The sequence below is a fragment of the Microcoleus sp. AT9b-C3 genome, assembly GCF_036705485.1.
Classification (GTDB): Bacteria; Cyanobacteriota; Cyanobacteriia; order Cyanobacteriales; family Microcoleaceae; genus Microcoleus.
Genome location: NZ_JAUBUR010000001.1, coordinates 41,413 through 52,596, shown reverse-complemented (window position 1 = coordinate 52,596; position 11,184 = coordinate 41,413). Strand labels below are relative to the sequence as shown.

General features: G+C 43.6%; 12 protein-coding genes. 10 read left to right on the top strand and 2 right to left on the bottom strand.

Annotated elements, in window-relative coordinates:
- Positions 1–291 precede the first annotated feature (291 nt).
- From QUB77_RS00190 to QUB77_RS00180, 3 genes are all read left to right on the top strand, one after another.
- Positions 292–666, top strand: a complete 375-nt coding sequence (locus tag QUB77_RS00190; RefSeq protein ID WP_333169376.1) for an REP-associated tyrosine transposase — start codon at positions 292–294, stop codon at positions 664–666.
- Positions 667–1,104: 438 nt separating this feature from the next.
- Positions 1,105–1,866, top strand: a complete 762-nt coding sequence (locus QUB77_RS00185) for a DNA-binding protein (RefSeq protein WP_333169374.1) — start codon at positions 1,105–1,107, stop codon at positions 1,864–1,866.
- A 222-nt stretch (positions 1,867–2,088) separates the two neighbouring features.
- Positions 2,089–2,577, top strand: coding sequence for a gluconokinase (locus tag QUB77_RS00180; protein ID WP_333169942.1), 489 nt, complete (start codon positions 2,089–2,091; stop codon positions 2,575–2,577).
- Positions 2,578–2,911: 334 nt separating this feature from the next.
- Here the strand turns inward: QUB77_RS00180 and QUB77_RS00175 are convergent, their stop codons facing one another.
- The gene (locus QUB77_RS00175) at positions 2,912–3,889 is read right to left on the bottom strand and encodes a carbohydrate kinase (RefSeq protein WP_333169371.1); all 978 of its coding nucleotides are present in this window, start codon (positions 3,887–3,889) and stop codon (positions 2,912–2,914) included.
- 443 nt (positions 3,890–4,332) lie between these two features.
- On the opposite strand from QUB77_RS00175, the gene QUB77_RS00170 reads away from it, so the two are divergent.
- The 7 genes from QUB77_RS00170 to QUB77_RS00140 all read left to right on the top strand — a co-directional run bounded on the left by QUB77_RS00170 (position 4,333) and on the right by QUB77_RS00140 (position 9,773).
- A complete protein-coding gene (locus QUB77_RS00170) occupies positions 4,333–4,608 on the top strand; it encodes a photosynthetic electron transport-dependent transcriptional regulator PedR (RefSeq protein WP_006633901.1) in 276 nt (91 codons plus the stop codon).
- Positions 4,609–4,642: 34 nt separating this feature from the next.
- Complete coding sequence (locus tag QUB77_RS00165; protein ID WP_333169941.1) at positions 4,643–4,924, top strand: hypothetical protein; 282 nt, start codon at positions 4,643–4,645, stop codon at positions 4,922–4,924.
- 102 nt (positions 4,925–5,026) lie between these two features.
- On the top strand, positions 5,027–6,304 hold the full coding sequence (gene hisS / locus QUB77_RS00160; protein WP_333169369.1) for a histidine--tRNA ligase: 1,278 nt from the start codon (positions 5,027–5,029) through the stop codon (positions 6,302–6,304).
- A 269-nt stretch (positions 6,305–6,573) separates the two neighbouring features.
- Positions 6,574–7,365: a Uma2 family endonuclease gene (locus QUB77_RS00155; protein WP_333169367.1), complete on the top strand. Its 792-nt coding sequence runs from the start codon at positions 6,574–6,576 to the stop codon at positions 7,363–7,365.
- Positions 7,366–7,461: 96 nt separating this feature from the next.
- Positions 7,462–8,616 carry a DNA cytosine methyltransferase gene (locus QUB77_RS00150; RefSeq protein ID WP_333169365.1) on the top strand — a complete coding sequence of 385 codons (1,155 nt, stop codon included), beginning with the start codon at positions 7,462–7,464 and terminating at the stop codon, positions 8,614–8,616.
- Between the two features lie 40 nt (positions 8,617–8,656).
- On the top strand, positions 8,657–9,070 hold the full coding sequence (locus QUB77_RS00145) for a hypothetical protein (protein ID WP_333066370.1): 414 nt from the start codon (positions 8,657–8,659) through the stop codon (positions 9,068–9,070).
- 55 nt (positions 9,071–9,125) lie between these two features.
- Positions 9,126–9,773 carry a hypothetical protein gene (locus tag QUB77_RS00140; protein ID WP_333169362.1) on the top strand — a complete coding sequence of 216 codons (648 nt, stop codon included), beginning with the start codon at positions 9,126–9,128 and terminating at the stop codon, positions 9,771–9,773.
- A 51-nt stretch (positions 9,774–9,824) separates the two neighbouring features.
- Here the strand turns inward: QUB77_RS00140 and QUB77_RS00135 are convergent, their stop codons facing one another.
- Complete coding sequence (locus QUB77_RS00135; protein WP_333169359.1) at positions 9,825–11,057, bottom strand: class I SAM-dependent methyltransferase; 1,233 nt, start codon at positions 11,055–11,057, stop codon at positions 9,825–9,827.
- Positions 11,058–11,184: the final 127 nt, after the last annotated feature.

Below are 11,184 nucleotides of genomic sequence, written 5' to 3'. Positions count from 1 at the left end.
GGCCCCTGGAAGGTGCGCAATGCGCACCCTACGAGATGAATGTAAGGTGCGCACTGCGCACCCGCAGGCCCCTGGAAAGTGCCCAGTGCGCACCCTACGAGATGAATGTAGGAGGCCCCTGGAAGGTGCGCAATGCGCACCCTACGAGATGAATGTAAGGTGCGCACTGCGCACCCGCAGGCCCCTGGAAGGTGCGCAATGCGCACCCTACGAGATGAATGTAAGGTGCGCACTGCGCACCCGCAGAGATGAGTGTAAGATGCCCTATAAAAAAGTAAGAGGACGATATTAATGCCAAACTATCGCCGATTTTACCTTCCTGGTGGAACTTTCTTCCTAACGCTTGTTACCTACAATCGCACACCGCTATTTTCAGAGTCAGAAAATGTCTCGCGACTCCGCAACGCTGTAGCGGCGATTAAATCAGAACAACCTTTTGAAATTGTTGGGGCAGTTGTATTGCCCGACCATATCCATTTTTTGTGGAAATTACCTCCTAATGATACTGCCTATCCCAAACGTCTTGGACGGATAAAAGTTTTATTTACACAATCTTTGCGCGGTCAAGGAACTTTGGCTCAAAATGTCTCCTTTTCGCGTCGTAAGCGTCGAGAAAGTGATGTTTGGCATCGGCGCTTTTGGGAACATACTATCTATCTGCGATGAAGATGATTTTGAACAGCATTTAAACTATATTCACTACAACCCTGTTAAGCATAATTTAAGTTCTTGTCCGCATTTGTGGTCTTATTCCAGCTTTAGCTTATGGGTTAAAAAAGATGTTTATTCAGTTGATGGGTGCTTTAGTTGTAATGGCAGAAAGCCAAAAATACTAAATTTTGATGCCATTTCCTATAGACTAGGAGAATAAATTCACAGGACTTACGTAAAAATTGGTTTGACAGGCTACTTATAGCGTTCAGTTGACAGTTGACAGCGACCTCTACCTGGAAGTCCGAGGATTGGAGTAATGAATAGTCTTATTTTAACTTCTCCCGCTTATGGTTGGGGCTTTCAACCAATTCTTTCTGGTAATGTGCGCCGCATGGCGCAACCCGATCATTGTGTAAGGTGTGCACTGCTTGAATTGACAGGAGATTTGCTTTGAAAACACTATTTTTGGCTTGGCAAAGCCCGGACAGCGGTTCTTGGTTTCCAATTGGTCGATTGACATTTAACGGTAAAGAATACCAGTTCAATTATACAAATGGTGTTTTAGAGGCGAAACTTAAGTGCGGGTTTCTGCCTTTGCCATCTTTCCCGGATTTCAATAATGTTTACACTTCACAGAAACTTTTTTCTTTGTTTTCTAATCGAGTGATGGCGCGATCGCGCCCTGACTACCAGGAATTTGTACAGTGGTTGAATATCCCTGAAGACGAACATGACCCAATTGCTTTATTGGCGCGTAGCGGAGGCAAACGGGCAACTGATAGATTTGAGGTGTTCCCTTGTCCCGAACCTGATGAAAATGGACGTTATTGTATCCATTTTTTTGCAGATGGATTGCGATACCTTTCAAAGTCGGCAATTGAACGGATTAATCGGCTTCAAGTGGGCGAATTTTTGTATTTAGCCCACGAATTTAAAAATCCGCGCGCTTCCCGTCTGCTTCTGTGTACTAAAGATCACTGGATTGTCGGCTATTGTCAGCGCTATCTTGTGGATGATATTTTTGAAATTATTTCGCAGCATCCAGAATTGATTCGCGTAGAAGTCGATCGCCTCAACCAACCCCCAACTCCGCTACAGTTCCGCTTGCTGTGCAAGATGACTGCCGATTGCCAGCAAGGCTTTCGACCCTTCAAAGGCCCGATGTACCAGCCGATTAGCAGTGATGTTTTAGCTGCAAGTACGATCGGATAATCAGCAACAAGAAGTAAAATTCTCATCTCCAAGTTAGGGAAGAAGCCAAGTTAATTATTGTGAACTCCTTAGACCCACTCGGTAATAAAAGTGTTCTAGAATTAGAAATAGACTGGGTTTGTTGAATTGTTTATAATTGTATGATTCATGGGGCAACTTAAGAAACCTGGTTTGTCGATCGCACAACTCGATAAAATTGCAAGTATTCGGTAAATAAACGTGATGATTACAATCGTGATGGGAGTCTCCGGTTCAGGCAAAACTACTGTTGGCAAGTTGCTGGCGCAATCTCTCAACTGGGATTTCAGCGATGCCGACGATTTTCACCCATCAGCTAATATCGAGAAAATGAGTCGCGGCATTCCTTTAGAAGATGCGGATCGCCTTCCTTGGCTATTACAATTGCAAGCTACAATAAACAGGTGGCTGTTAGAAAATAAAAATGTGGTTTTGGCTTGTTCTGCTTTAAAAACATCTTACCGCCAAATGCTCTACCAAGACCCAAAGCGAATGAAGATAGTTTATCTAAAAGCTTCTTTTCAGCTATTAGCCACAAGGTTAACAAATCGCGAAAATCACTACATGAAAGCCGACTTGCTGTTAAGTCAGTTAGACAGTCTCGAAGAACCGGAAGATGCAATTATCATAGATGCTTCGCAGCCGTTAGAGGTGATATTGCGCCAAATTAAAATTCATCTGATGCCTGGTTAATTGCCCACAATAAAGCCTCTAGGCTAATCCGCATTTAAATTGCATAGTAAAATAAATCTTTACTCTTGTGGGGTGCTCAGGAAAGAGCGTCCTCAACATATAATTTTAATGCACAACAGTTTAATACCAAATCTGGATTAAATATCCCTTGATTTATTAGTTTCTGTCAGCTATGAGGAGAGTTTGTATAGTAGCGATTTCAAACGCCGACTATTATTGAGAGTTTAATTTTACCTATATTTAGTAGTATAAAAGTTATTTTTTTTTCGGATTAACCGGCTTTCTGAACCATATTTAGCGCCCTCTCCGTTTCCCTGCTGATAGGTTTGCCGTCCTAATTTTTGTACAAATACAAGAAAGCTTCTACTTCAGCAGCGGTTGGTTGAGATCTAATTGCCCCAGGTTTCATCGCTGTCATCGCACCTACCGCACTGGCATAAGTTACAATTTTTTGGGCTATTTCGGGATCGGCTAGATTCTTAATTCCATGCTTGCACAACTGCCGCACCAAACCAGCCAGAAATGCGTCGCCTGCACCTGTTGTATCCTCAACATCTACTGCAAAGGCGGGGATTTTTCCTTCATTTTCCGAGATACAATAGGCGCAACCTTTCTCGCCCGCAGTCACCAAAACGCCTTCTACAGAATCGAGGCGGTAGGTAATAGCTCCTGCGTCGGTAGTGTCAAAAAACCATTCCGCTTCTTCCTCAGATAACTTGACAAAATCAACTTTTTTTAATATTTTTCTAATGCGCGCTTTTGCTTCGTCTGGATTTGGCCAAAATACGGGACGCCAATTGATGTCAAGTATAATTTTAACGTCGTACTGTTCTGCTAGTTCGATCGCTCTGGCGATCGCCTCTCGACTTTCAGGATAAGCTAATTCTAAAGTACCTAGCACTAAATATTCGGCATTTTCAAACAGCACTTCGGGTAGTTGTGCAGCAAGGAGGCGGGTGTCGGCAAAATCCGCAGTATCAAATTCACCAAAACCGGCAAAATTTCGATCGCCTGCTTCATTCCGCAAGACATAAACTTGTCGCGTCGGCGCACTTGGATGTCGCTGCACTCCAGCGATATCAACCCCTACTTCTTGCAATACCTGCACTAGGGAATTCCCCAATTCATCCCCACCTACAGCACCGATAAATCCCGCCGCCGTCCCCAATTTAACCAAAGCACAGGCAACATTAGCAGGAGCACCGCCGGGATATGCCGTCCAAGATTCTACCTCTTCGAGAGATACTCCTGGTTTGTCTGCTAAACAATCAAATAAAACTTCACCCAGACACAGAACGCGAGGATAAGTCATAGAAATTTTAGATTTGAGATTTGAGATTTTAGACCAGCAGTAGACAGGTCAATAATGATTTTTAACCCATCCCAGAAAAATTGCAAGCTATTTTTTTATGGCTGCTCCTATAATATCAGACTTACTGATACTGGCAGTTACTCCCTTAAGGCTGAAGAATAGTGCGGGCGTATCAGTTAGTTGTTTTAGGCGCAAACATCTGCAGGTTGGGCCCGGATGTCAGATGGGCGTAGGTAAAGGCAGCATCCGCCACCCGACGCACAAGCAGTGGTGGCTGCCCGTCTTGCCTTGTGCGCGCTGGGTTTGCACTCCTGGCGATTCTCCAAGCGAGTTGGTGCTTCGGGCCCGAAAGATTAGCACAGCAAATTTAATTTTCTCTTCATACTCGATCCCTCATCCTTTAGAATTGTAGATAGGTAAATATGCAGACATAGGAAAAATTTATGAGTGGGATTGTCTCTGGAACCCCTGTCACCCTGTCGGACAGAGAATTGCAAGTGGTAGAGTTAGTAGCAGCGGGATTGACTAATGAGAAAATTGCCGAAAAGTTAGAGATTAGCAAGCGTACAGTTGACAACCACATTAGCAATATCTTGAACAAGACGCGCGCTGACAATCGAGTTACGCTTGTACGCTGGGCGTTGCAGTGGGGAAAGGTATGTTTGGACAATATTAACTGCTGCCCTTTACCGCGGCCGATCGATAAAGAAGTATCTTAAGTAGGGGTTCTGGTTGGGTACAGGCAAAGAAATGATGCAAACGGCACAAGAAAAACAACTCCGCTATCAAATTCAATGCCCTAGATTGCCGCTGGCGGTGTATCGCGAAGTGGCGATCCATTTGCGTCAAGTTGAAGGGGTGCAAACCGGTTTAATTCCGCAGCAGTCGCAGCGGTTTGATTACTACGACAGCCAAGTTGGGGGTTTGTGGATACAGTATCCTGAAGGGTTCGATTTGGCAGGTCGCGAGCGGGTCGATCGCATTTTGGCTTATTATGGCGATCGTTACGGAGCCTGGGAATTATTAAGTCATTAGTTATTGGGAATTGTTAGCTGTTGACTGTTGACGGTTGACGGTTAACTAATAACTAATGATTAATAACTAATGATTAATGCCTACTAACTACTGACTAACAAAATGAGTGCAATTAAAACTTTAACGGGAACGCGCGATATTTTGCCCGATGAAATTCGATATTGGCAAAATGTCGAAGAAGCGGCTAGAACAATTTTGAAAAAAGCGGCTTATCGAGAAATTCGGACGCCAATTTTTGAACAGACATCTTTATTTGAACGCGGCATCGGCGAAGCTACCGATGTTGTGGGGAAGGAAATGTATACTTTTAAGGATAAGGGCGATCGATCGATTACTTTGCGTCCAGAAGGCACAGCCGGAGTAGTGCGAGCTTTTATTCAAAATAGTTTAGAAGCTCAAGGTGGATTGCAGCGTCTTTGGTACGCGGGGCCGATGTTTCGCTACGAACGTCCTCAGCAGGGACGGATGCGGCAATTTCACCAAATTGGCGTAGAAGTTTTGGGAACTGCCGATCCTCGTGCGGATGTCGAGGTAATTGCGATCGCCTGCGATATCCTGCAAACCCTCGGTTTAAAAAATTTGCGACTCGATATTAATTCTGTCGGAAATAAGGAAGACAGACAAAATTATCGGCAAGCATTAATAGATTATTTTACACCGTACAAAGACGAATTAGACGCCGATTCTCAAGACCGCTTGACTCGCAATCCGCTGCGGATTTTGGACAGCAAAAATCAGCGCACTCAAGAAATTGTAGCTGGTGCGCCGAGTATTTTAGAATATTTGGGAGAGGAATCGCGAGATCACTTCGAGCAAGTGCAGCTTATGCTCACAAATTTAGGCATTAGCTATCAGTTAAATCCCAGATTAGTGCGCGGTTTAGATTACTATACCTACACCGCATTTGAAATTATATCCGAGGATTTGGGAGCGCAAGCAACAGTTTGCGGAGGCGGCCGCTACGACGGTTTAGTAAAGGAATTGGGCGGCCCAGATACGGCGGCAGTCGGTTGGGCAATGGGTATCGAAAGGTTGATTATCCTGCTGCAAAAGTTGCAACCTTTGCCCGCACCCAAGTTGGATTTTTACTTGGTATCCAGGGGCGAAAAAGCAGAACAGCAATCGGTATTGTTAGCTCAAAAATTGCGAAGTGCGGGGTTTAGCGTCGAGATAGATTTGAGCGGCAGTGCCTTCGGGAAACAGTTTAAAAGAGCCGATCGCAGTGGTGCAGTTGCGTGTTTAGTTTTGGGAGATGCGGAAGCTGAAAACGAAACTGTACAATTGAAGTGGTTGGCGAGTGGTGAACAAAGTGCGATCGGGCAATCTGAACTACTAGCAATGACAAACGAACTACAGCAGAAGATCATAGCTGCATATTAAGTCCGGCAGGGAATGAATTCCCTGCCTCAAAGCTAAAGTCCTCTGAAGAGGACTAATTATTTTAACCGTCTTCTTCTCAGTCCTCTTAAGAGGACTTTAGCTATTAGCCAGGGAATTCATTCCCTGGCGGACTGCCGGCTTAAGTCGTTACCAGGCTCTGCCCGGTAACGCAGATCCAGAGGCTCTGCCTCGTCATTAAGCCATTAACATTAATCCCAAAAACCAAGAGATATAATTTAAGCATTAAAACATTTAACCTCTGATAAACTATGTCTGTAGCAACTAAAAACCCAGAAACAAAACTCACAATCACCTGGCCGCTACTACCAGAAGATTTTCAACTACCAGACGACCCCGTGGAAGACGAAAGCCAACCATTGTTAGCCGCCGCTTTGCGCCAGCCGCTAACAGCATTTCCTGAATTAATGCAGGATGCCTTAATTGTTTCCAACTTTGCCTTGTGTGCCGGCATAAGTTTCCCAGGTTCAACCAGTGACGAACAGCGTATTATCTGCAAAGCACCCGATTGGATGTACGTGAAACCCGTCAATCCCAAAAATGTCTCTCAAGTCCGCCGTAGTTACACGCCACACACAGAAGGAACCATCCCCCAAATCGTGATGGAGTTTCTTTCAGAAACCTATGGAGAAGAATACTCCGTTGAATTTACCTCGCGGGTGGGAAAGTGGTATTTTTACGAGCAAGTAATCAAAGTTCCCAGATACGTCATATTCCGAGCAAAAACAGCTCATTTAGAAGTTTACGCTTTAGAATCAGATCACTACAACTTGCAAAAACCTGATGAAAACGGACGTTATTGGATACCGGGATTAAACCTATTTTTAGGTATTTGGGAAGGAACCCACGAAGGGAGAACAGGCTGTTGGTTGAGGTGGTGGAATTCTGAAGGCGAGTTGTTGCTGTGGTCTGAGGAAAGAGTAGAAGAAGAACGCCAGCGAGTAGAACAAGAACGCCAGCGGGCCGATCGCGAACGACTGCGCGCTGAAAAATTGGCCGAAAAACTGCGTCAAGCCGGGATCGAGTTAGATGACGAAGAGTGAAATATCAATTGATGAGTCGAATACCATGATGTTTTGGTATAATTAGTATCTTGTGGTGCAGGCATCCAGCCCGCCCTTGTCCTAATGCGAACTAATATGTTAATCGAACGTCTCAAGCCGATCGCCTGGAAAACCAAACCGCAACTGATATCATTGTTTTCAGGTTGTGGCGGCATGGACTTACCCTTCCACAAAGCCGGATTTGAAGTTGTTTGGGCGATAGACTCCAATAAATACGCCTGCAAAACTTTCAGCAGAAACATTGCTGATGTCATCGTCAACGACAGCATAGAAAATATAGATATTGCACAAGTTCCCGAAGCAGAAATATGTATAGGAGGGTTTCCTTGTCAAGACTTTTCCATGATTTGGAAACGTCCCGGCCTTGAAGGAACCAGAGGCAATTTATATACATACTTTCTCGATTTTGTAAACAAGAAAAAGCCCAAAGCTTTTGTAGCAGAAAATGTCAAAGGTTTATTAAGTGCCAATAATTATCAAGCAATAAAACAAATAATCTCTGACTTTGAAAGTATCGCACCGGGCTACTTAGTTAAACCTAAACTCTACAACTTTGCGGATTACGGAGTTCCCCAATTTCGCCAAAGAGTTTTATTAGTTGGCATTCGGATGGATACAGAATTTAACTTTGTGCATCCTCAGCCCAAATACGGACAAAATCGTAAATATCCCTATCGAACAGCAGGTGAAGCACTCAAAAATGTGGAAAAAGTGAAATATAATCAGGAACATCAGAAAATTCAGCCTCGAACCATTGAAATTTTGAGTCTAATTAACCCCGGAGGGAATTTTACTGATATTCCCAAGGATAGTCCATATTACGTAAAAGGCATGATCAGTCACGTTTATCGGCGAATTCATCCAGATAAACCCTGTGCTACAATTATTGCTGGTGGTGGTGGTGGTACTTGGGGATATCATTATCCCGAACCCCGTTCATTGACAAATCGTGAAAGAGCTAGGTTGCAAACCTTTCCCGATGATTTTGTTTTTGAAGGTTCTATTACTGAAGTAAGAAGACAAATTGGCAATGCAGTTCCCCCAGATGGAATAGTTGACGTGGTTGAATCTCTGATTCCGCTATTTAAAGGGGATTATCCGAAAGTAGATTTATACACGTTAAATCAAAAGTTGCAAATGATGTCAATTAAGGAACGATTACAACACGCAGAATTAGAGGCTTCACAACAGCAATTACAATTAAATTTACTTTTTAGTGAAGTGAGGTAACTTAATGTCCATACCTGCCATAACTCCCGCAACGCCCTATGTGGATATATCTTTATCCAGGGTTGATGCTCAGCAAAAATCCAATCTAAATGCTTTTTTCGGAAAAGGAAGAGAAAGTAAATCGACCGGGAAGGTTATCCCTAGAGATTGGTATGAAGTTGAAATTATAGTAGATACAGCAACAACAAATAATCCTGTTTATCCCCAGGGGGATTTTACCGCCTATACTGATGATGGTTCAAATTTTCCCTGTCGCACTCAAGGCGATAATCACAAAAACTTTAGATCTAAGGAAGACTTAAAAATTCTAGGTCGCTGGATCAAAGGTAAGTTAGAACAAAGTGGTGCATTGCAGCAATTTGAGCCTGTCACGAGCCAGACATTGCAAAATTACGGCAGAGACTATATCCGTCTCTATAAATTGTCCGATTCTGACTACTACTTAGAATTTTAAGAGGGAGCGATAGCTCTCGCTCTAAAAAATCAAAATACATAACGAAGAAAAGTCAATGTTCGAGTTTGACATAGGCTACTACACCGATTTTAAATTGCCCAGCAACTCAATTATTCCAGAGCAATTAGAGCAAACACTTCAGACGGTTTGGGACAGAAAATATGACGATTTATACGAACGAGGTGGAAAGTGCAATGTAGAAGAAGCCTTTGTAGAAGTAATGACAGCCTTTGGAATGCCTAATGATGCAATATCCCATCAGCGATACGTCTATATGGCTTATGGAATAGCATTAGCAGCTAAACCGACCATTAAACATTACTTTCCTGAAGAACACAAAGCTGATATCGTTGAAGCAATTGTATCTTGTTGGCTGAAGGATAGTTGTGAAATCCCAGAAAGTTGGGCTGATACGTTGTTTCCTAATATCAACCAAATTGGAAAATATCAAGCTACTGACGAAGCTTATAATATCTTCTACGGCTTGCTGCGAACACTCAACACCAAAACAGCCTACAATGCCATCTTGGATATTTTGTATGATGCCATTACCGGAGATGCTATTTCTGGTTTTGCTGCGGCTCAACGAGATATGTTTAATTGGTGGTTAATTGACGTGATTCCTGCTGCCTATTGTTTAAAGCTACCATCTACTTTATATTCGGGAAAATGGGAATTTCCGCCGCTGAGTCAGTGCGCTTAAGTGATGACAAAAGTAATTGGAAAAGAGTGCGTGTTGCTGATTCTAGTTAACTTAAGGCACTGTGAAACCTGTGATTGAGCGCACTTTTTCCTCCTCCCTCAACCCCTTCGACTGCACCAAAACCCCAAAACCCCCCAAACCCATCGGATCGATCAATTGATGCAAAGCCTCCCGGCGTCGCAAAAACGTTGCCACATCCAATGCTTCCGCATCATTTGTAGACAGAGAAGCAATACGATCGCCCAAACCCAACGCCATCAAAAACAAAGCCTGCTGAGTAAACCCTACCACATCCAAACCGCACAATTCACCCTGCCTTTCCAGCGCCGTAAAATTAACATGAGCCGTTAAATCCTGCCGCCCCACATTAATATAAGGATTATTGTGATATCGGTGCAGATAATAACACTGTAGCGTCCCCTCACGGCGCCTCGGATTGTAATAGCGGTGCGCCGGATAACCGTAATCAATAGTTAACAAATATCCCCGCTGCAACTTTTGAGCAACTGTACTCATCCAGTCCAAAGCCGCCAAATTCACCTCACTGCGATAACCATCCCCGTAAACACTAGCAGACAAATCGATGCTTACAAAATCCAAATATTCGGCAATTTTAGGCGTGGAAACTTCGCCAGTTACTTCAATAAAGTTTATCTCTTCTTTTTCATTTTTGGGAGTTTCTGCGGCAACGTAAATCTCCCTAACTTGCCCTTCTTCCAGAATGAATTGATGCACGGGCAAAGCATCCACTAACTCGTTAGAAAAGAAACAACCGACAATTGAATTATTAACTATCTCATCCCAATTGCACCACTTAACACACTTTATTTCACTTAATCTTTGGCGTTGTTCGGCTTGAAGTGTTGGCGAAATTTCAACAATTATGTATGTTAAAGTTTTAAATAAGTCGGGATGTTGCCGTTGCAGATATTGCAGCACATTTTCGGCGAAAGTTCCCCGCCCAGCGCCCATTTCTACGATCGCGAAATTGAAAGGGCGATCCTCTTCGAGGGCTCCGCTAACGAGAAATTCCCACATTTCCACAAACTGCTCTGCCAAAACCTCCGCAAAATCAGCACCCCAATGAGGCGACGTGATAAAATCGCCTTGTTTGCCGATCGACGGGCGATCGCTATTATAATATCCGTGCTGCGGATGATATAATGCCAAATTCATATATTCAGCAAAAGTAATACACCGCTGCGGGCTGGCGGCAATTCTTTCGCCGATTAAAGCACAGAGTTCCGGGTTGCTGTCATTGATATCTGATTGCTGAGCTTTCATAATTTATCGAATCAAAGTTGATGTTATTTCATTTGTGAAGAAGAGATTTTTTTATTAACTGCAGAGGGCGCAGAGGGCACAGAGGAAGAGAGAAGAGAGAAATAAGGTACATTTTACCGACGTTAAT

What these genes read in the sequence shown, in the direction of transcription:
- QUB77_RS00190 (WP_333169376.1), top strand. Translation starts at nt 292, where the DNA reads ATGCCAAACTATCGCCGATTTTACCTTCCTGGTGGAACTTTCTTCCTA.
- QUB77_RS00180 (WP_333169942.1), top strand. Translation starts at nt 2,089, where the DNA reads ATGATTACAATCGTGATGGGAGTCTCCGGTTCAGGCAAAACTACTGTT.
- QUB77_RS00175 (WP_333169371.1), bottom strand. Translation starts at nt 3,889, where the DNA reads ATGACTTATCCTCGCGTTCTGTGTCTGGGTGAAGTTTTATTTGATTGT.
- QUB77_RS00170 (WP_006633901.1), top strand. Translation starts at nt 4,333, where the DNA reads ATGAGTGGGATTGTCTCTGGAACCCCTGTCACCCTGTCGGACAGAGAA.
- QUB77_RS00165 (WP_333169941.1), top strand. Translation starts at nt 4,643, where the DNA reads ATGCAAACGGCACAAGAAAAACAACTCCGCTATCAAATTCAATGCCCT.
- hisS (WP_333169369.1), top strand. Translation starts at nt 5,027, where the DNA reads ATGAGTGCAATTAAAACTTTAACGGGAACGCGCGATATTTTGCCCGAT.
- QUB77_RS00155 (WP_333169367.1), top strand. Translation starts at nt 6,574, where the DNA reads ATGTCTGTAGCAACTAAAAACCCAGAAACAAAACTCACAATCACCTGG.
- QUB77_RS00150 (WP_333169365.1), top strand. Translation starts at nt 7,462, where the DNA reads ATGTTAATCGAACGTCTCAAGCCGATCGCCTGGAAAACCAAACCGCAA.
- QUB77_RS00140 (WP_333169362.1), top strand. Translation starts at nt 9,126, where the DNA reads ATGTTCGAGTTTGACATAGGCTACTACACCGATTTTAAATTGCCCAGC.
- QUB77_RS00135 (WP_333169359.1), bottom strand. Translation starts at nt 11,057, where the DNA reads ATGAAAGCTCAGCAATCAGATATCAATGACAGCAACCCGGAACTCTGT.